Origin of the sequence: Corynebacterium sp. LaCa117 (genome assembly GCF_046717765.1) — a bacterium.
GTDB classification, from domain to species: domain Bacteria; phylum Actinomycetota; class Actinomycetes; order Mycobacteriales; family Mycobacteriaceae; genus Corynebacterium; species Corynebacterium kefirresidentii.
Window position 1 is genome coordinate 1,243,201 of sequence record NZ_CP177102.1, and the last position, 19,617, is coordinate 1,262,817.

Consider the following 19,617-nt stretch of genomic DNA (forward strand, 5'->3'; position numbering starts at 1 on the left):
TGAGACCACCTATATGGCAGAGAAAGGCCACGACGTGACTGATAGAACCCCAGCAATCCTCGTTCTCGCGGACGGGCGCACCTTCCGCGGTTATGGCTTTGGTGCCACCGGCACCACCTTGGGTGAGGCCGTATTTACCACGGCGATGACCGGCTACCAGGAAACCATGACGGACCCGTCCTACCACCGCCAGATTGTGGTTTCCGCAGCACCGCATATTGGCAATACCGGGTGGAATGATGAGGACAATGAGTCCCATGGCAACCGTATTTGGGTTGCTGGCCTCGTTATCCGCGACCTCGCCCAGCGCGTATCCAACTGGCGCGCAGAGCGCAGCTTGAGCGAGGAGATGGAAAAGCAGGGCGTCATCGGTATTCGCGGCATCGATACCCGCACCTTGGTACGCCACCTGCGCAACTACGGCTCTATCGCCGCCGGACTCTTTTCCGGCGAGGATGCGCAGCGTCCAGTAGAGGAGCTGCTAAAGGAAGTAAAAACCCAGGACTCCATGGAGGGCGCTGATCTCGCCGCGGAGGTATCTACGGACGAGCCCTACACGGTTGAGGCCGTAGGGGAGAAGAAGTACACCGTCGTTGCCTTCGATATGGGTGTGAAGACCGCGACCCCGCGCCACTTCTCGCAGCGCGGGATTGAGACCATCGTTGTGCCTGCAAATACCTCGTTTGACAAGGTGAAGTCCTATAACCCGGATGGCGTCTTTGTCTCCAACGGCCCGGGCGACCCGGCTACGGCGGATGAGATGGTAGGCATCATCAAGCAAGTACTTGAAGCAAAGATTCCGTTCTTCGGCATCTGCTTTGGCAACCAGCTCCTCGGGCGCGCGCTGGGCCTGGATACCTACAAGATGAAGTTCGGCCACCGCGGCATCAACGTTCCAGTGCGCAATAACTTAACCGGCAAGATCGATATCACCTCGCAGAATCACGGCTTCGCGCTCAAGGCGCCGGAGGGCTATGACCTAGAGAGCAAGGACACCGAGTTTGATACCGACTTCGGTCCCGCGCAGGTTACGCACATCTGCCTGAATGATGACACGGTGGAGGGCGTTGCTTTGAAGAATGGCATGGCCTACTCGGTGCAATATCACCCCGAATCCGCAGCTGGACCGCACGATGCCAATCCACTTTTTGATCAGTTCGAAGAACTGATGGCTAACCACACCCCGAATAAGTAAACAACCAGGAAAAGGAAGAAAAACTATGCCAAAGCGCAACGACATCAACCACGTCCTGGTCATCGGCTCCGGCCCGATCGTCATCGGCCAGGCCTGCGAGTTCGACTATTCCGGCACGCAGGCCTGCCGCGTGCTCAAGGAGGAAGGCTTGAGGGTGACTCTGGTCAATTCCAACCCGGCCACCATCATGACGGACCCCGAGTTCGCGGACCACACTTACGTTGAGCCCATCGAGCCGGACTACATCGAGAAGATTTTGGTCAAGGAGCGCGAAGAGGGACACCCCATCGATGCTGTGCTGGCCACCCTGGGCGGTCAGACCGCGCTGAATGCGGCAGTCCAGCTGGACCGCAAGGGGATTTTGGACAAGTACGGCATTGAGCTCATCGGCGCCGATATTGACGCCATTGAGCGCGGCGAGGACCGCCAGAAATTCAAGGACATTGTCGCCTCCATTGGCGGCGAGTCCGCTCGCTCCGCGGTATGCCACAACATGGATGAGGTACACGAGACCGTCGACAAGCTCGGCCTGCCCGTAGTGGTCCGCCCCTCCTTTACCATGGGTGGTTTGGGCTCAGGTCTGGCCTTCAATAATGAGGACCTAGACCGCATTGCCGGCGGCGGCCTGGCCGCGTCCCCTGAGGCCAACGTGCTTATTGAGGAGTCTATTCTCGGCTGGAAGGAATACGAGCTCGAGCTCATGCGCGATGGCGACGACAACGTCGTAGTTGTTGCCTCCATCGAAAATGTCGACGCCCTAGGCGTGCACACCGGCGATTCCGTCACCGTCGCCCCGGCGCTGACCCTCACTGACCGTGAGTTCCAGAAGATGCGTGACTTGGGCATTGCCATCATCCGCGAGGTCGGCGTCGATACTGGCGGCTGTAATATCCAGTTCGCGGTCAACCCGGAAGACGGCCGCATCATCGTCATCGAGATGAACCCGCGCGTGTCCCGTTCCTCCGCGCTGGCATCCAAGGCCACCGGTTTCCCGATTGCTAAGCTGGCGGCCAAGCTCGCCATTGGCTACACCTTGGACGAAGTGCAAAACGACATCACCGGTGAGACCAAGGCTGCTTTCGAGCCGACCCTGGACTACGTCATTGTCAAGGCCCCGCGCTTTGCTTTTGAGAAGTTCCCGGGTGCCGATGACACCTTGACTACCACCATGAAGTCTGTGGGCGAGGCCATGGGCATCGGCCGCAATTACATCGCGGGCCTGAACAAGGTCATGCGTTCTTTGGAAAACAAGCCGAATGGTTTCTGGACCAAGCCGGATGAGTACTTCGCCGGTGAGCGTGCTACCGACCTGCAGGCGGTGCTCAAGGATCTGGAGCGCCCAACCGAGGGCCGCATGTACGACATCGAGCTGGCCCTTCGCTTGGGCGCTTCTATCGACGAGGTCCACGAGGCTTCCGGCGTAGACCCATGGTTCATCGCTGAGCTGGCTACATTGGTGGCCTTCCGCCAGGAGCTTATCGACGCCCCAGTGCTCACCGAGGAGCTTTTGCGCGAAGCCAAGGTCTTTGGGCTTTCCGACGCCCAGATTGCCGCCCTCCGCCCCGAATTCAACGGCGAGGATGGCGTCCGCAGCCTGCGCTGGCGCATGGGCATCCGCCCCGTGTACAAGACCGTAGATACCTGTGCTGGCGAATTCGAAGCACAGACCCCGTACCACTACAGCTCCTATGAGCTTGACCCGGATGCCGAGACGGAGGTTTGCCCGGCACCAGAAGGCTCCAAGGGCAAGGTCATCATTTTGGGCTCCGGCCCTAACCGCATTGGTCAAGGTATCGAGTTTGACTACTCCTGCGTTCACGCGGCCCTTGAGCTCTCGGAGCAGGGCTACGAGACCGTCATGGTCAACTGCAACCCGGAGACCGTCTCCACCGATTACGACACCGCAGACCGCCTCTACTTTGAGCCGCTGACCTTCGAGGACGTCATGGAGGTCTACCACGCGGAGGCCGCTTCTGGTGACGTTGCTGGCGTGATTGTCCAGCTGGGTGGCCAGACTCCGCTGGGCCTTGCCGCCCGCTTGGAGGAGGCAGGCGTTCCGGTTGTGGGCACCAGCCCTGCCGCTATCGACTCCGCCGAGGACCGCGGCGAATTCGGAAAGGTCCTCGATGAGGCAGAATTGGCAGCACCGGAGTACGGCACCGCCACTTCCTTCGCGGAGGCCCGTGAGGTTGCTTCCTCCATCGGCTACCCGGTACTGGTTCGTCCGTCCTACGTGCTGGGCGGCCGCGGTATGGAAATCGTTTATGACGAAAAGGCGTTGGAGGACTACATCGAGCGTGCCACCGAGCTGTCTCCGGACCACCCGGTTCTGGTGGACCGCTTCCTGGATTCTGCCATCGAGATTGATGTTGATGCCCTGTGCGACGGCAACGAGGTCTACCTAGGCGGCGTTATGGAGCACATCGAGGAGGCTGGTATTCACTCCGGTGACTCCTCCTGCGCGCTGCCGCCGATGACCCTTGGACCAGAGGACATTGAAAAGGTCCGCACCTCCACCCGCTTGCTCGCTGAGGGCATCGGCGTCAAGGGCCTGATGAATGTGCAGTTCGCCTTGAAGGATGACATCCTCTACGTCATTGAGGCCAACCCACGTGCTTCCCGTACCGTCCCGTTCGTCTCCAAGGCCACCGGCGTACCACTGGCTAAGGCAGCCTCTCGCGTCATGATGGGCTCTAGCATTGCGGACTTGCGCGCCGAAGGCATGATTCCTTCCGAATACGATGGCGGTTCTTTGCCACTCGAGCACCCGATTGCCGTCAAGGAAGCAGTCTTGCCATTCAACCGCTTCCGCCGCACCGATGGCAGCCTGCTCGACACGCTGCTCTCGCCAGAGATGAAGTCCACCGGTGAGGTTATGGGCTTGGCTACCAACTTCGGTGCGGCCTACGCCAAGGGCGAAATTGCTGCCTTCGTCGTACCGCCCACGGAGGGCACCGTCTTCGTTTCCGTTGCGAACCGCGACAAGCGCACCCTCATTTTCCCGATTCAGCGCTTGGCCCACATGGGCTACAACATTGTCGCCACCGCCGGCACCGCGCAGATGCTGCGCCGCAATGGCATCGAATGCGAGGTTGCTGCCAAGGTCTCTGAGGTCAAGGATGGCGAAGAGTCCATCGTGGATAAGATCTTCAATGGCGAGATCGACTGGATTCTCAACACGCCTGCTGGCTCTGCCGGTGCACGCCACGACGGCTACGATATCCGTGCCGCCGCCGTGCACATGGAAATCCCGCTGGTGACCACCGTGCAGGGTGTCACCGCAGCTGTCCAGGGCATCGAAGCGATGCGCATTGGCAACCTGCAGGTACGCGCACTCCAGGAGCTTGAGCATGGCCCACAAAACTAAGGGATTTGGTGAGCTGCTTGAGGCCGCGGGCCAGGCGCGTGGTCGCCTCTGTGTGGGTATAGACCCGCATCCGTATCTGTTGGAAAAGTGGGGACTGGAGCCCACCGCTGATGGTCTGCGGACCTTCAGCATGCGCTGCGTAGAAGCCTTCAGCGATACCGCCGCCTTGGTAAAGCCGCAGGTTGCCTTCTTCGAGCGCTTCGGTTCCCAGGGGTTTGCGGTCCTCGAGGACGTCTTGGCATCCCTACGCGAGGTGGGATGCCTGACCGTGGCCGATGCCAAGCGTGGCGATATTGGCTCGACCATGGCCGGCTACGCAGATGCTTGGCTAGGTGATAGCTCACCCCTGCGCGCGGATTCGGTGACCGTGTCTCCCTATCTAGGGGTTGGTGCGTTAGGCCCGGTGTTTAGCAAGGCCGAGGAAACCGGCCGCGGCGTATTCGTCTTGGCGGCTACCTCCAACCCGGAGGCACGTGCCATCCAAGCCGTCCCAGTAGGCGAGGAGAGCACCATCGCACAAGGAGTGGTCGATGAATGCGCCGCGCTCAATATAGCGGCGCACAGGGCCGACAAGCCGGGAGACATCGGGGTAGTCGTTGGGGCTACTTTGGACAATCCACCTCGCCTGGATGCGCTCAATGGCCCGGTTCTTCTGCCAGGCGTTGGCGCCCAAGGTGCTGGCCCAGAGCAGGTGCACAGCATCGTCTCCGCTCGGCCATCGCTGGGATTCGCGAACGTGTCCCGAGCAGTATTGGAACAGGGGCCTGCTGTCGCTGACCTGCGCAAAGCAGTGAATCGCGTGGCTCAGGAGTTCCGGGACTAAAAGGGGCGGCGTGGCAGATTACTGGCCGCGCTGCTTACCTGGTACTTTGTTTAAGGTATGTGCGGTGACGTGCTAAAATAGGCGTGCTTTTGGACCCGCTAATCGTCACCGTTCAATGAGCAGTGCTAGGATTACCAGAAGTCGGTTTGCCCGAAGGTTATTGATAACTTTCCGCGGTGTATAAACTGCGTTAGGCAACCGTAATCTGGTACCAAGTACTAGACGTAACAGAATCAATCTAATGAATCGGAGGAAACCCGTGGCCCTTCCAAAGTTGACTGATGAGCAGCGCAAGGAAGCTCTCGCAAAGGCCGCTGAGGCCCGTAAGGCTCGCGCTGAGCTCAAGGCTGCGCTCAAGCGCGGCGAGACCGACCTGAAGGACGTGCTCGAAAAGGCTGAGACCGATGAGATCATCGGCAAGACCAAGGTTTCTGCACTCCTCGAGGCTCTGCCGAAGGTTGGCAAGGTCAAGGCTAAGGAAATCATGGAGGACCTGGAGATCGCTCAGACCCGTCGTCTGCGCGGCTTGGGTGAGCGTCAGCGTCGTGCTCTCCTCGAGCGTTTCGGTTACGGCGAATAGTTACAACCATGGCTGACGCAACTGCACGCGGTCGCCTCGTCGTTCTGGCGGGGCCATCCGCAGTGGGAAAATCCACCGTGGTTTCGCGTCTGCGCAGTGACGTCGAGGGGCTGTATTTTAGCGTGTCGATGACTACGCGCCAGCCCCGTCCCGGGGAGCAGGATGGTGTCGACTACTTCTTCGTCACCCCAGAAGCCTTCCAGCAGCGAATCGACGCCGGGGAAATGCTCGAATGGGCTGATATTCACGGCGGATTGCAGCGGTCTGGAACCCCCGCCCAGCCGGTAGAGGAAGCTTTGGCCGCAGGACGCCCAGTGCTCGTTGAAGTTGATCTTGCGGGCGCTAGGAGTGTTAAGAAAGCGCTGCCGGAGGCAGATTTGGTCTTTTTGGCACCCCCATCATGGGACGTACTTGTGGAGCGGCTTACCGGTCGCGGTACCGAACCGCAAGACGTCATTGACCGTAGGTTGCAAACTGCGCATGAGGAACTAGCCGCACAGGACGAGTTCGATCACATCGTTGTTAACGAGGATTTGGACAAGGCAGTGGCAGCCATCAGTGATATCCTGCAGGCATAGACCTCCTTTTTGACCATCTTCAATCAATGTAAAGGTGCATGTGACTAACGTGACCACCCCTTCTAACACTGAAGCCGCAAAGGCGGAGCCAGTATTTGATGATCCGATCGGCATTACTGATCCCCCGATCGATGAGCTTTTGGACAAGGTTTCCTCTAAGTACGCTTTGGTCATCTTCGCCGCTAAGCGCGCCCGCCAGATCAATAGCTACTACCAAGAGCAGGATGAAGGTGTCTTCGAATTCGTAGGCCCACTGGTTACTCCAGAGCCAGGCGAAAAGCCTTTGTCTATCGCATTGCGCGAAATTGACGCTGGCTTGCTGGACCACGAGGAAGGCAAGTAGCTAGCGCACGCACAAGCGTGCAATAGCTTGTAGGCTCCACGCGTCGCCACGGACGTGTATCCCCGGCTAGGGGTGCACCTTCCCGGGAGCGGCGAGTGGGGCCTTTCTTTGTGCCGCCAGGTACCATCGTGCGGTGTGATTGAAAAAGATAGCTCTCGCAATATTGTTGTAGGCGTTGCTGGCGGCATCGCCGCCTATAAAGCGTGCCACCTTGTGCGCAATCTCAAGGAGGCGGGCGATGATGTGCGCGTTGTCCCTACGGAAAGCGCACTAAACTTTGTTGGCGCTGCTACGTTTGAAGCCCTGTCTGGCCACCCGGTTTCCACCAGCGTTTTTGAGGCTGTGGATGAGGTGCAGCACGTTAACATTGGGCAGCGGGCGGATGCTGTGGTAATTGCACCCGCAACTGCGGATCTTATCGCGCGACTGGCCGCCGGTCGGGCTGATGATCTACTTACGGCGACCGTGTTGGTGGCGACGTGCCCGGTCATCATTGCTCCGGCCATGCATACAGAGATGTGGCACAATCCCGCCACGCAAGACAACGTCGCTACTTTGCGGCGGCGCGGTATTACGGTTATTGAGCCCGCCCATGGCCGTTTGACCGGCAAGGACTCAGGTCCTGGTCGCCTTCCGGAGCCGGAGCAGATTGCTGAGGTAGTGCGCACCGAATTGGCCGGTTACCGGGTTGAACATACCTGGAAAGATAAAAAGGTAGTCATATCAGCGGGCGGTACCCAGGAAGAGCTGGACCCAGTGCGGTACTTGGGTAATCGATCCTCTGGTAGGCAGGGATTCGCGCTCGCGGAATGGGCCGCCCAGAAGGGAGCCCAGGTCACCCTTGTGGCTGGGAATACTGCGCAGCTGCCTATCCCTAGCGGTACGAAGGTGCGTGACATCGTCTCCACCCGGGAACTGGAGGAAGCGATGCACGAGGAGGCACGCGATGCGGACGTGGTGATTATGGCCGCCGCTGTCTCTGATTTCCGCCCCGCGGAGGTAGCTGATTCAAAGATGAAGAAGGGGCAGGCGGATGAGGCGCTCTCGACTCTTCATTTGGTGGAAAATCCGGATGTACTCAAAGGGCTTGTCGCCGCGCGCGAGCGCTCAGAGCTTCCCGCAGAGTGCGTGATTGTAGGGTTTGCCGCCGAAACGGGTGACGCCCACAAGTCTGCCTTGGAATATGCCCAAGAAAAGTTTGTTCGCAAAGGCTGCGATGTGCTTATGGCCAATGAGGTCGGTAGGGCCAAGACCTTTGGCCAAAAGTCGAATGAGGGATGGATTTTGCGTCCAGATTCCGCGCCGCAACGGGTGGAACATGGCTCGAAACAAGTAGTCGCAGCACAGATTTTGGCGGCTGTGAATGAAATGTTTCGGGTGTAGACAGCTAAAATTGCATTTATAGACCGCTTGGTCTAGGATTGCGGGGTATTAGGCTTGGGCGTAGAAAACCCACAGCATCGAATCAACAGTGAGAACGAAGGAAGTTTTTGTGACTGATAACGCTGCAGTGGCAACTCGTCTTTTTACCAGCGAGTCCGTTACGGAAGGTCATCCTGATAAGATTTGTGACGCCATTTCTGACGCCATCCTTGATGCCCTGCTGGAAAAGGATCCAGCATCCCGCGTCGCCGTGGAAACATTGGTAACCACCGGCCAGGTCCACGTAGTGGGTGAGGTGCGCACCGATGCCTACGTAGAAATCCCGGTGCTAGTTCGCGATACTCTCAAGTCCATCGGCTTTACCTCCTCTGAGGTGGGCTTTGACGGTAATACCTGTGGCGTGAATATCGCCATCGGCGAGCAATCCCAAGAAATCGGTGCTGGCGTAGATAACTCCACTGAAGCTCGTGCTCATGATGAGGATTATGACGCTGAAAACGATACCGCTGGTGCTGGTGACCAGGGTCTGATGTTCGGCTATGCCTCTAATGAAACTGCCGAATATATGCCCTTGCCCATTGCCTTGGCACATCGCCTGTCCCGCCGCCTGACCCAGGTGCGCAAGGAAGGCATTGTCGATCACCTGCGCCCGGATGGAAAGACTCAGGTGACCTTTGCTTATACCGACGACAATGAGCCTTCCCATCTAGATACTGTCGTCATCTCCACACAGCATGATGCCGAGGTCGATAGCGCTTGGCTGGAAGGCCCGTTGCGCAGCGAGGTCCTCGAGTGGGTTATCAAGGACGCCGGCTTGGAAAAGTTCTACACCGAAGATACGACGCTGTTGGTTAACCCCTCCGGCTCCTTTATCCTCGGTGGGCCGATGGGTGATGCCGGTCTTACCGGCCGTAAGATCATCGTCGACACCTACGGTGGCATGGCTCGCCACGGCGGTGGCGCCTTTTCCGGTAAGGACCCGAGCAAGGTAGACCGCTCCGCTGCTTATGCAATGCGCTGGGTGGCTAAGAATATCGTCGCCGCTGGTTTGGCGGATCGCGCCGAAGTTCAGGTTGCCTACGCAATTGGTCGTGCTAAGCCGGTGGGCTTGTACGTGGAGACCTTCGGCACTGCCAAAGAAGGCCTGAGCGATGCGAATATTCAGGCTGCGGTAAATCAGGTATTCGACCTGCGTCCAGCCGCGATTATCCGCGAACTCGACCTGCTACGGCCCATTTATGCCCAGACTGCGGCTTATGGTCACTTTGGCCGCACTGACGTTGAGCTGCCGTGGGAGCAATTGAACCGAGTGGAAGCTTTGCGTTCTGCCGCCGGTCTGTAGAATCGGGGCTTATGCCTAAGAAAACACCCGCCACTCGGAAACCGGTTGCGCGGGTGTTGCCCCTTTTAGGGGTCGCGCACCTTGATCGGGGTTTTGATTACCTGGTAGAACAGGCAGATTCGGAGGATGTTCAACCGGGGATAAAGGTCCGCATCCGCTTTAATGGACGCTTGGTTGATGCGATAGTGCTAGAGCGCCTGCATGATTCTGAATTTGGTGGCAACCTGCGCTTTATCGAGCGCATCATCTCACCTTTCCAGGTTTATCCACCGCAGCTGGCCCGGCTTGTTGAAGCCTTGGCGGACCGCTATGGCGGAGTGCGCTCAGATATTATCCGCTCTGCTATTCCACCTAGGCACGCAAAGGCGGAGGAATCCGATTTGGAAACCCCGTGGGAGGAACTCGGTACCACGAGTGAGCCTGACCTTTCGGGGTGGTCTGCTTATGAGCATGGTGAGGCTTTCGTTGATTCAATCCTGTCTGGCAAGCTCGCCCGCGCCGCATGGCAAATCGCCCCGGGCGATGATTGGGCGCATGCCTTAGCTGCGCTCGCGGCCAAGGTGGCGTTAGACGGAGGTGGGGTGCTCTTAGTCGCCCCGGACCAGAAGAGCGTTGATGCGGTAGAAGCCGCCCTTCGCCAGGTATTAGGGGCGAAGCAGATTACAGTGCTCACCAATAGTATGGGCCCGCAGGCCCGCTACCGCCGCTACCTGTCAGCCTTAGTAGGCCAGGCGCGCGTCGTAATTGGTACTAGGTCCGCTGCCTTCGCCCCAGTTAAACACCTTCAGCTGGCGGTTATCCTCGATGATGGCAACGATAATCTGGTAGATAACCTCAAACCTTATGTCCACGCCAGGGAGGTGCTGACCACCCGTTCTGCTTTCGAAGGTTGCAGCATGGTCTTGGCAAACCATTCGCGGACTGCGGAAACGCAGCTGCTCGTGGAGTCAGGCTGGGCGCACGATGTGGTGCCCAAAGAAAAAACGATCGGGGCGCGTTGCCCGGCAATCGAGGCGGTAGGCCCATTCGGTCTATCGATTACTCGCGATTTAGAAGGCGGCACCACTTCAGTTCAGGCCCAGGCCTTCCAAGCTGCCCATCAGGCGCTGGATAGGGGAGAGCCGGTATTGGTGCAAGTACCGCGCAAGGGATATGCGCCAATTTTGGCCTGCGGCCGATGCCGCGCGCCGGCGCGCTGCCGGCACTGCAACGGGCCACTGGGTTTGCTGCCGACGGGGGCGTCGCCAAGCAAAGGCGGCCCGGAGGAAGCTGGAATGCCCACCTGCCGCTGGTGCGGTCGCATCGAGGCGCGCCATCGCTGCAGTGAATGCGGATCCCCGCGCCTGCGCGCCATCGTTTTAGGCTCAGAGCGCACCGCGGAGGAATTGGGCCGTGCCTTTCCTAATACCCGGGTAGTGGTCTCTGGGGGAAATAAGATCCTCGAGGCAGTGGATAATGTGCCGGCCCTAGTCATCGCCACCCCTGGCGCCGAACCGAATGTACGAGATGGCGCCTACGGTGCGGCGCTGCTCTTGGACGCTGGTGCATTGCTCAATCGCCAAGATCTGCGTGCTACTGAAGACACGTTATCGAAGTGGGCGCAGGCGGCCACGCTAGTGCAGCCGCATTTCAAGGGCGGCCGGGTAATTGTGGCTGCCGATGAGTCTCTTAACGTGGTTCAGCATTTCTTGCGCTGGGATATGGTTGGCGCGGCCGCAGCCGAGCTTGCTGCCCGGCGAGAAGTACGATTCCCACCTGCGGTGCACTTTGCCGCCATTGACGGTGCGGATGCGTCCCTGGATGGCTTTGCTGAGCTTGTGGATCTTCCTGAGCATGCGGAGGTTTTGGGCCCAGTTCCTCTTCCCCCGGGCCATAGCCTGCCCGGCGACTACGATAGCCAGCGCTTTGGTCCCGCGCAGCGGCTGGTGGTCCGCACCCCACTGGGGCCTCGTTCCCAATTAGGGCGCGCCTTGCGCAGTGCAAACGCGGCACGTAGCGCGCGCAAGGATGACTTGCCACTGCGTATCGTGGTTGACCCCATCCACGTGGGTTAGCCGTAGCGGGCGGCTAGGGCTTATGCGCTAGTCTCGACGGGGAAACCCTCCATTGTCAGCCGGCTTTATTTCGGCGCATTAGAAAGGTGTGATTGCCATGTCTCTTCGCGGAATCCGTATCTACGGCGACCCTGTCCTGGGCAGTCGCGCAGAAGAGGTAAGCACGTTCGATCGCGGACTGCGCATTTTGGCCAACGATATGCTCGAGACCATGGACGAAGCTGGGGGAGTAGGGCTGGCGGCCAATCAAGTGGGCATACTCAAACGGATTTTTGTCTATGACTGCTCGCATACCCAATCTGGCTTGCGTGGCGCGATTGTTAATCCCGTCTGGACGCCGTTGGGCGCGCAGCAGCAAATAGGCCCGGAAGGATGTCTTTCTATTCCCGGCATTAGCGCGCAAACCACCCGCTTCAACCGCGTCTTTGTCAGCGGTCAGGATATAGAGGGTCGCCCCTTATCCATGGTGGCCGCGGGACTGATGGCTCGGTGCATCCAGCATGAAACGGACCATCTCGATGGACTGCTTTTCCTGCAGCGCCTCGATGCCGTGGACCGAAAAGACGTTATGCGCGCCATCCGTGAGTCCGAGTGGTTTAACGCCTCATAGCCCGCTTACTGTGGCGGCAGCGCTACGGCGTTGTAGCCTAGTAGTTTGAACGAGATAAAGTAGGAGAGTTTCCCGCATGCGGATTATTTTTGCCGGTACCCCTGAGCCCGCCGTTGTGGCCTTGGAAAAGCTAATTGCCTCCTCGCATGAGGTGGTGGCGGTAATTACCCGCCCAGATGCTAGGAAGGGCCGCGGCCGTAGCCTTCACCCCAGCCCGGTGAAAGCAGTAGCCCAAGAACATGGCATCGAAGTGCTAACTCCTAGCACCCTGCGTCCTGACACGGAGGACGGGCAGGCCCTGCGTGCTCGCCTACGGGAGCTCGAACCCGAGGCAATTCCGGTGGTGGCTTATGGCAATCTGGTCACCAAGGACCTGCTGGAGCTGCCGCAGCATGGTTGGGTGAACCTGCATTTTTCCCTGCTCCCGGCATGGCGTGGCGCGGCACCGGTACAAGCTGCCATAGCTGCCGGTGATGAGATTACCGGCGCATCTACGTTCCGCATTGAAGAAGGCCTAGATACCGGTCCGGTGCTGGGCACCGTGACGGAGGAAATCCGCACCACCGATACTGCCGATGACCTGCTCACCCGCCTTGCCTATTCCGGCGGCGATCTGCTCGTCGCCACCATGGATGGCCTAGCGGCGGGTCAGTTGGAGGCACAACCGCAGCAGGGCGAGGCCACCTATGCCCCGAAAATCTCTACCGCACAAGCTCGCGTGGAGTGGTCCCAGCCTGCCTTTGCCATCGACCGGCATATTCGTGCGCACACCCCAGGTCCTGGCGCATGGACCATGTGGGACGAGGCCCGGGTAAAAGTGGGACCAGTAAAAACCGTGGATGCAGCAGCCGCGGTACCGGAGCGCTTAGAGCCTGGACAGCTCTACATTGCGAAGAGCGCCGTTTTTGTTGGTACCGCAACGCAGCCGGTCCAGCTGGGTAAAATCCAGCCACCAGGCAAGAAAATGATGAATGCGGCCGACTGGGCCCGCGGACTAGGCAAGGATGCCGAGGTGAAGTTCCAATGAGTGGTGGTTTCCGTTCCCGTAGTAAATCCGGTGATAAGTCGCCGGAAGGCAAGCCGCAGGACCCCCGGAAATCCGGTGGAGCGAAAGGCCGTGGTGGCCGCCCGCACCAGCAGCAACATGGTGGACGTAACGGCCACCGCAGAGGTCGACAGGCTCATGCTTCTGGTCAGCGTTCCGGCAAGCGCCAGGAAGGCGGTCTGATTCAGGCTGCACTGGCCGCTGGTGTGGACGCGCCGCGTGCGGTGGCTTTCGACGTCGTGCGCCGGGTGAGCGATGACGATGCCTTTGCCAACCTCATCTTGCCCAAAGCACTGCGTAAGCAAAAGCTCACCGGGCGAGACGCCGCCTTTGCCACCGAGATCACCTACGGCACCCTCCGCACCCTCGGCGTAGTAGATGCCGTCATCGCAGAATGCTCCTCGCGCAGCCTCGAGGCCATTTCTCCAGCTGTGGTTGATGCCCTGCGCTTGGGAACCTATCAAGTCCTCTATACCCGCGTGGAGGCGCATGCGGCGGTTGATACCACCGTGCGCTTGGTGGAAGCCAGCGGTGAGGTCAAGGCCAAGGGGTTTGCCAATGGCATTATGCGTACCATTACGCGCACGCCGGCCAAGACATGGCTGGACAAGCTTGCCCCGGAGGGAGAAATCGCCGGCATTGCCTTCAAGCATGCCCATCCCACCTGGATCGCGGAATCGTTTAGTCGTGTGCTGGGGCTGGGCGAGCTAGAGGCCGCCCTGGCTGCGGACTCCGATAGGCCTGCGGTGCATCTGGTGGCCCGTCCCGGGGAAATCTCAGCCGAAGAATTAGCACTTGTGACCGGCAATGAGGAAGGGCGCTTTTCCCCCTACGCCGTGTATATGGACTCCGGGGACCCCGGCCAATTGGAGCCGGTACGTCAGGGCTTGGCGGCAGTCCAAGATGAAGGCTCGCAGCTTATCGCCCGCGCGGTATGTGAAGCGCCGGTGGAGGGCGAAGACACTGGTCGGTGGCTGGATCTCTGCGCTGGTCCCGGCGGTAAAGCGGCCTTAATGGGTGCGCTTGCCCGCATTGACTCCGCGCACGTGGACGCGGTGGAGGTATCTCCGAACCGTGCGGCGCTGATTGAAAAAACGGTAAGTGATTTGCCTGTGGACGTTCATGTGGCAGATGGACGCAATCCGGGCGTGGGGCAGGGGTTTGATCGCGTGCTTGTCGATGCCCCGTGTTCCGGACTCGGCGCGCTCCGTCGCCGCCCCGAGGCGCGGTGGCGCAAGTCTGAGTCCGACATTGCCGAGCTTACGCAGCTGCAATTTGAGCTTTTATCCTCGGCCTTAAACCTGGTGCGTCCGGGCGGTGTGGTCATTTATTCCACGTGTTCGCCAGACTTGCGCGAGACTCGTGGCATCGTCGACCGCGCCGTACGCGAGCTCGGTGCCACAGAGCTAGACGCGCAGAGGCTCATTCCTGATATGGGCGATGTAGGGCATGAAAAGTCCGTGCAAATGTGGCCACATCGGCACGGTACCGATGCCATGTTCTTTGCGGCTCTGCGCCGCGCGGCTGACTAATCGCGATAGACTGGTGGGCATGTCGGCACCGATTATTTCACCTTCCATCTTGGCCGCTGATTTTTCTCGCTTGGGCGAGGAATTAGCGGCGATTGAAACCGCAGACTGGGTCCATGTGGACATTATGGACGGGCACTTCGTGCCCAACCTGTCCTTCGGCCCGGATATCACGGCAACGGTCCATCGGCTTACCAATAAACCATTGGACGTCCACCTCATGATCGAGGAACCCGAGCAATGGGTGGAGACCTATGCCAAGGCGGGTGCGCATACCATTATCTTTCATGTGGAGGCTGTCGCCGATGAGCAGGCGGCGGTGGATGTGGCGCAGAGCATCCGAAAACTGGGGGTGCGTGCTGGCTTTTCCATTAAGCCGGGTACGGCTATCGAACCGTGGCTGGATAAATTGCATCACTTTGATGAGGTGCTCGTGATGTCCGTGGAGCCTGGTTTTGGCGGGCAGAAATTCATGCCAGAGATGCTGGAGAAGGTCCGGGTGCTGCGCCAAAGCATTGATGAACAGGGCCTCGATACCGTCATCGAGATTGATGGCGGAATTTCGCCAGACACCATCGCCCAAGCCGCCGCGGCTGGGTGCGATGCTTTTGTGGCTGGCTCGGCCGTATTCAAGGCAGAAGATCCCGCCGGGATCGTACATCAGCTGCGTGAATTGGCGGCTGGTGCCTAGTGGGCGCGGAGCTAGAGGAAGGCACCCTTTCCGCAGCGCTGTCTCGGGCAATGGCCGCGGGAGCTGAGGTGCGTGGAACCACGAGCCCCAACCCGCCGGTGGGTGCGGTCATCGTATCCACTGCTGGTGACATCGTGGGCGTCGGTGCTACGCAGCCCGTGGGTGGCGCGCATGCAGAGGTCATGGCGTTGCGCGATGCTGGCGACAGGGCGCGAGGAGCCACCGCCGTGGTGACCGTGGAGCCGTGTGCGCATACCGGTCGCACGGGTCCGTGTGCGCAGGCGCTTATCGATGCCGGCGTGGCTCGCGTGTACTACCTTCATGCAGACCCCACTCCGCAAGCCGCCGGTGGAGCGCGCGTGTTGGCGGAGGCTGGGGTGGACGTCGCCAAGCTGGAAAAGCCCTCGCACGCCGCTGATGCGCTCGTGCCTTGGCTCTTTGCCATGAAAGCACGCAGGCCGCACGTAACCTTAAAGTTCGCCCAGACGCTGGATGGCTTTACGGCTGCAGCGGATGGATCAAGCCAGTGGATTACGGGCGAAGCGGCGCGCGATTGGGTGCATGCAGATAGGGCTCACCGCGACGCCATCATCGTCGGTACCGGCACTGCGCTTGCTGATAACCCGTCACTTACCGCGCGGTTTAGCGACGGCAGTTTGCGGGAACACCAGCCACGCCGGGTGGTTATTGGCAAGCGAGATTTGGAATCGGCAGGCGATGCGGCCAGCAACCTACGCGAGTTGGGATATGAGCACTACGACAGCATCGAGGAAGCGTTATACGAGCTCTACGCCAGCGGGGCACGCGACGTCCTCGTAGAAGGCGGCGCCGGGCTCGCCAGTAGCTTCCTCAAGGCCGACTTGGTCGATGCTATCTCTGCCTATATCGCGCCGCTGTTGCTGGGGGAAGGCCGTGGCGTGCTTGCCCATCCCGTGACCCAGACTCTGGCGGGGGCCACCCGATTCCAGCGCGTGGGAATGAAGGCGCTGGGTGATGACGTTCTAATTGAATACGTGCGCTAGGCGCTCGGATTAGCAGATAACGAGAAAGGCTGGATGTGTTTACTGGGCTAGTACAAGAGTTGGGCACCGTAGCCGGTATGGAACCGCACGCGGACGCCTTACGCTTGAGCATTCGCGCCCCGCGCACCGTCGCGGAGGCGGCACTGGGGGATTCCATTGCTATCAATGGCGTATGCCTCACCGTGGCGGATTTATCTGGAGATTTATTTTGCGCAGATGTGATGCAGGAGTCCCTCGACCGGACAGCTTTGGGAAGACTCGCTGAGGGCGATTCGGTCAATGTGGAACCGGCATTGCTGCCCACCACCCGGCTAGGCGGTCACATCATGCAAGGACATGTGGATGGCACCGCGACGCTGCAGAGCCGGACTACCTCCGAGAACTGGGATATCCTCCGGTTTAGCTTGCCCGCCGAGCTTGCCCGGTACGTCGTAGAAAAAGGCTCAATTGCCGTTAGCGGCACCTCGCTGACTATTAGCGCCGTGGGACCGGACTGGTTCGAGGTATCCCTTATCCCCACCACTTTGCGGGACACTATTCACGGTGCATTGCCAGTGGGAGGAGAAGTCAACCTCGAGGTGGATGTGCTGGCCAAGTACGTAGAAAAGATGCTTCACCCCGAAGCGCTACCCTCTGAGGGCAAGGACTAGACTGCTACCTTATGAGCGCGAGTGATAATTGTATCCGTCTTGATTCCATTGACCAGGCCATAGCGGATATCGCCGCTGGTAAGCCGGTAGTTGTTATCGATGACGAGGATCGCGAAAATGAAGGCGACCTGATTTTCGCCGCTGAGCTAGCCACCCCGGAACTGGTGGCCTTTATGGTGCGCTACTCTTCTGGATATATCTGCGCACCATTGTTGCCAGAAGATTGTAACCGCCTGAATCTACCGCCGATGTTGGCGGTCAACGAGGATGTGCGCGGCACCGCTTATACGGTGACGGTGGACGCAGCTACGGGTAGTACCGGTATTTCTGCGACCTCGCGGGCAGAAACTATTCGCCGCCTAGCAAACCCTGATACCACGCCGGGCGAATTCACCCGCCCGGGTCACGTGGTGCCGTTGTGCGCGCGCCCTGGTGGTGTTCTAGAGCGGGATGGCCATACGGAGGCTTCCATTGACCTTGCCCGATTGGCGGGCCTGCGCCCGGCCGGTGTGCTGTGTGAGATCGTCTCTGAGGATGACCCCACGGACATGGCACGATCGCCAGAGCTGCGCCGCTTCGCAGATAAGCACGGCCTGTCCATGATCTCTATTGCACAGCTCATCGAGTGGCGCCGCCATAATGAGAACCAGGTCATTCGCCAGGTAAGCACCCAGCTTCCCACCGAGTATGGTCATCTCACCGCCATTGGCTACCGCCATGAAATAGATGGACAGGAGCATGTCGCCTTGGTGGCAGGCGATCCCGCCCAACTGCGCGGCGCGCGTGAGGTCATGGTGCGAGTCCATTCGGAATGCCTGACCGGTGATGCCTTTGGGTCGCGGCGCTGCGATTGCGGTCCGCAACTGCATGAGTCCATGCGCCGTATCAGTCAGGAAGGCAGCGGCGTGGTTATCTACTTGCGCGGTCAGGAAGGCCGTGGCATTGGTCTGTTGCATAAGTTGGAGGCATACCGGCTGCAGGATTCTGGCATGGACACCGTCGATGCCAACCTAGAACAGGGCCTGCCCGAAGACGCACGCGAGTATTCCGTAGCCGGCCAGATCCTGCGTGATCTTGGCATAGAGTCCGCGAACCTGCTGACTAATAATCCACATAAGGGCGAAGGCCTGAGCGGTTTTGGTGTGGATGCAAGTCATCACACCCCGCTAGCAACCCCGGCGCATGCGGATAATATTGAATATCTCCGTACGAAGCGCGACCGAATGGGGCACGATCTTCCGCAGGTTGCCCAGTGGGATGCGGCGCATAAGTAGAACGTTGACGTATAGGTGAGAGGACAGCGATGAGTAAAGAAGGCCTACCCGAAATTGCCCAGGTAGATGGCAGTGGACTGCGCGTTGCCGTGGTGACTGCGACATGGAACGCGGAGATCTGCGATCAGCTCCACGCCCAGGCGGTTCAGACCGCTGCGGAAAATGGCGCCGAGGTTGCCGAGTACCGCGTAGTTGGCGCCTTGGAACTTGGCGTTGTTGTCCAGGCGGCCGCCCGCACATACGATGCGGTGGTGGCATTGGGCTGCGTTATCCGTGGGGGAACGCCGCATTTTGACTACGTCTGTGACTCGGTTACCCAGGCGCTTACCCGCATCGCGCTCGATGAATCCACCCCGGTAGCGAACGGCGTCCTTACCGTCAATGACCAGCAGCAGGCCATTGATCGCGCCGGCTTTGCAGACTCGGCAGAAAACAAGGGCGCCGAGGCAATGATGGCGGCTTTAGATACCGCCCTGCAGTTGCGTAGACTAAACGCAGCAGAGAAGTAACCTTTAGCAATGCGTCAGCGCCCCACGCTAGACCACCACGGTGGACGATGGGGTGTTCCAGAGGAGTATGCACATGAACGAGGCGCAGGCCCCAAAGAATCCGCAGCGAAGCCGGCAGCTTAGCGACGCCGAAGTATTGGCCTATACCAGTGCCGATCCCTTTGCCCAGACAACGTCAAAGCCGTGGGAGTTTAAGGCGACCTCGCCCTTTTTGCGTAAGGTGGCCATCGGCTGGGTGATCCTCGTTATGGCTATCCATATCTTCATGGGAGTCACCTTGGACGTCTCCTTCACCGGCGCGCATGTCACCACCATTGATAAATTCGCCTTTCCTGGCGTGGGCCTCCTTATTTCCATTTTGTCTTGGGTTGCCCTTAACCGGCCGCGCCTGCGCGCCAATGAGGATGGGGTAGAGGTCCGCAATATTGTGGGTACCCGCTTTTATCCCTGGCAGGTGGTCTATGGGCTGTCCTTCCCCGTGGGCCAACGTATGGCGCGTCTTGAGCTTCCCGAGTTCGAGTTCGTTCCCGTCTGGGCTTTGCAGTCTGGTGACAAAGACACCGTCATCGACAACGTCCGCCGCTTCCGCGACGTGGAAGCTAAGTACATGCCACAGGATTAA

The 19,617-nt window shown here is 59.5% G+C and carries 18 protein-coding genes; all 18 read left to right on the forward strand.

Going from position 1 to position 19,617, the window contains the following annotated elements; genetic code table 11:
- Positions 1–13: 13 nt before the first annotated feature.
- The 18 genes from carA to ACLI1L_RS06285 all read left to right on the forward strand — a co-directional run bounded on the left by carA (position 14) and on the right by ACLI1L_RS06285 (position 19,617).
- Positions 14–1,195 carry a glutamine-hydrolyzing carbamoyl-phosphate synthase small subunit gene (carA, locus tag ACLI1L_RS06200; RefSeq protein ID WP_411708356.1) on the forward strand — a complete coding sequence of 394 codons (1,182 nt, stop codon included), beginning with the start codon at positions 14–16 and terminating at the stop codon, positions 1,193–1,195.
- 25 nt (positions 1,196–1,220) lie between these two features.
- Positions 1,221–4,562 carry a carbamoyl-phosphate synthase large subunit gene (gene carB / locus ACLI1L_RS06205; protein ID WP_411708320.1) on the forward strand — a complete coding sequence of 1,114 codons (3,342 nt, stop codon included), beginning with the start codon at positions 1,221–1,223 and terminating at the stop codon, positions 4,560–4,562.
- On the forward strand, positions 4,546–5,385 hold the full coding sequence (gene pyrF / locus ACLI1L_RS06210; RefSeq protein ID WP_411708321.1) for an orotidine-5'-phosphate decarboxylase: 840 nt from the start codon (positions 4,546–4,548) through the stop codon (positions 5,383–5,385). The genes carB and pyrF overlap by 17 nt, the downstream gene beginning before the upstream one ends.
- A gap of 259 nt (positions 5,386–5,644) precedes the next feature.
- On the forward strand, positions 5,645–5,965 hold the full coding sequence (gene mihF / locus ACLI1L_RS06215) for an integration host factor, actinobacterial type (protein WP_005328460.1): 321 nt from the start codon (positions 5,645–5,647) through the stop codon (positions 5,963–5,965).
- Between the two features lie 8 nt (positions 5,966–5,973).
- Positions 5,974–6,543: a guanylate kinase gene (gene gmk / locus ACLI1L_RS06220; RefSeq protein ID WP_411708322.1), complete on the forward strand. Its 570-nt coding sequence runs from the start codon at positions 5,974–5,976 to the stop codon at positions 6,541–6,543.
- Between the two features lie 40 nt (positions 6,544–6,583).
- A complete protein-coding gene (gene rpoZ / locus ACLI1L_RS06225; RefSeq protein WP_005324891.1) occupies positions 6,584–6,886 on the forward strand; it encodes a DNA-directed RNA polymerase subunit omega in 303 nt (100 codons plus the stop codon).
- A 135-nt stretch (positions 6,887–7,021) separates the two neighbouring features.
- Positions 7,022–8,269 (forward strand): bifunctional phosphopantothenoylcysteine decarboxylase/phosphopantothenate--cysteine ligase CoaBC, encoded by a 1,248-nt coding sequence (coaBC, locus tag ACLI1L_RS06230; protein WP_411708323.1) that lies wholly within the window; start codon positions 7,022–7,024, stop codon positions 8,267–8,269.
- Positions 8,270–8,378: 109 nt separating this feature from the next.
- Complete coding sequence (gene metK / locus ACLI1L_RS06235) at positions 8,379–9,611, forward strand: methionine adenosyltransferase (protein ID WP_394286516.1); 1,233 nt, start codon at positions 8,379–8,381, stop codon at positions 9,609–9,611.
- Positions 9,612–9,622: 11 nt separating this feature from the next.
- Positions 9,623–11,665 (forward strand): primosomal protein N', encoded by a 2,043-nt coding sequence (locus ACLI1L_RS06240; protein WP_411708324.1) that lies wholly within the window; start codon positions 9,623–9,625, stop codon positions 11,663–11,665.
- Positions 11,666–11,762: 97 nt separating this feature from the next.
- Entirely contained in the window at positions 11,763–12,275 is a 513-nt protein-coding gene (gene def, locus ACLI1L_RS06245; protein ID WP_086587621.1) for a peptide deformylase, read from the forward strand.
- 76 nt (positions 12,276–12,351) lie between these two features.
- Positions 12,352–13,302, forward strand: coding sequence for a methionyl-tRNA formyltransferase (fmt, locus tag ACLI1L_RS06250; RefSeq protein WP_086587622.1), 951 nt, complete (start codon positions 12,352–12,354; stop codon positions 13,300–13,302).
- Positions 13,299–14,852 carry an RsmB/NOP family class I SAM-dependent RNA methyltransferase gene (locus ACLI1L_RS06255; RefSeq protein WP_411708325.1) on the forward strand — a complete coding sequence of 518 codons (1,554 nt, stop codon included), beginning with the start codon at positions 13,299–13,301 and terminating at the stop codon, positions 14,850–14,852. The genes fmt and ACLI1L_RS06255 overlap by 4 nt, the downstream gene beginning before the upstream one ends.
- 19 nt (positions 14,853–14,871) lie before the next feature.
- Positions 14,872–15,540 (forward strand): ribulose-phosphate 3-epimerase, encoded by a 669-nt coding sequence (gene rpe / locus ACLI1L_RS06260; protein ID WP_411708326.1) that lies wholly within the window; start codon positions 14,872–14,874, stop codon positions 15,538–15,540.
- 50 nt (positions 15,541–15,590) lie between these two features.
- Positions 15,591–16,562 (forward strand): bifunctional diaminohydroxyphosphoribosylaminopyrimidine deaminase/5-amino-6-(5-phosphoribosylamino)uracil reductase RibD, encoded by a 972-nt coding sequence (ribD, locus tag ACLI1L_RS06265; RefSeq protein ID WP_411708357.1) that lies wholly within the window; start codon positions 15,591–15,593, stop codon positions 16,560–16,562.
- Between the two features lie 35 nt (positions 16,563–16,597).
- Complete coding sequence (locus ACLI1L_RS06270; protein ID WP_411708327.1) at positions 16,598–17,212, forward strand: riboflavin synthase; 615 nt, start codon at positions 16,598–16,600, stop codon at positions 17,210–17,212.
- Positions 17,213–17,223: 11 nt separating this feature from the next.
- Positions 17,224–18,486, forward strand: a complete 1,263-nt coding sequence (locus ACLI1L_RS06275) for a bifunctional 3,4-dihydroxy-2-butanone-4-phosphate synthase/GTP cyclohydrolase II (RefSeq protein ID WP_411708328.1) — start codon at positions 17,224–17,226, stop codon at positions 18,484–18,486.
- Between the two features lie 29 nt (positions 18,487–18,515).
- Positions 18,516–18,995, forward strand: a complete 480-nt coding sequence (gene ribH, locus ACLI1L_RS06280; RefSeq protein ID WP_394286524.1) for a 6,7-dimethyl-8-ribityllumazine synthase — start codon at positions 18,516–18,518, stop codon at positions 18,993–18,995.
- Positions 18,996–19,068: 73 nt separating this feature from the next.
- Positions 19,069–19,617, forward strand: a complete 549-nt coding sequence (locus ACLI1L_RS06285) for a PH domain-containing protein (RefSeq protein WP_096030694.1) — start codon at positions 19,069–19,071, stop codon at positions 19,615–19,617.

Coding starts and splice junctions, on each gene's coding strand:
- carA (WP_411708356.1), top strand. CDS start 14: ATGGCAGAGAAAGGCCACGACGTGACTGATAGAACCCCAGCAATCCTC.
- carB (WP_411708320.1), top strand. CDS start 1,221: ATGCCAAAGCGCAACGACATCAACCACGTCCTGGTCATCGGCTCCGGC.
- pyrF (WP_411708321.1), top strand. CDS start 4,546: ATGGCCCACAAAACTAAGGGATTTGGTGAGCTGCTTGAGGCCGCGGGC.
- gmk (WP_411708322.1), top strand. CDS start 5,974: ATGGCTGACGCAACTGCACGCGGTCGCCTCGTCGTTCTGGCGGGGCCA.
- ACLI1L_RS06240 (WP_411708324.1), top strand. CDS start 9,623: ATGCCTAAGAAAACACCCGCCACTCGGAAACCGGTTGCGCGGGTGTTG.
- def (WP_086587621.1), top strand. CDS start 11,763: ATGTCTCTTCGCGGAATCCGTATCTACGGCGACCCTGTCCTGGGCAGT.
- fmt (WP_086587622.1), top strand. CDS start 12,352: ATGCGGATTATTTTTGCCGGTACCCCTGAGCCCGCCGTTGTGGCCTTG.
- ACLI1L_RS06255 (WP_411708325.1), top strand. CDS start 13,299: ATGAGTGGTGGTTTCCGTTCCCGTAGTAAATCCGGTGATAAGTCGCCG.
- rpe (WP_411708326.1), top strand. CDS start 14,872: ATGTCGGCACCGATTATTTCACCTTCCATCTTGGCCGCTGATTTTTCT.
- ribD (WP_411708357.1), top strand. CDS start 15,591: ATGGCCGCGGGAGCTGAGGTGCGTGGAACCACGAGCCCCAACCCGCCG.
- ACLI1L_RS06275 (WP_411708328.1), top strand. CDS start 17,224: ATGAGCGCGAGTGATAATTGTATCCGTCTTGATTCCATTGACCAGGCC.
- ribH (WP_394286524.1), top strand. CDS start 18,516: ATGAGTAAAGAAGGCCTACCCGAAATTGCCCAGGTAGATGGCAGTGGA.
- ACLI1L_RS06285 (WP_096030694.1), top strand. CDS start 19,069: ATGAACGAGGCGCAGGCCCCAAAGAATCCGCAGCGAAGCCGGCAGCTT.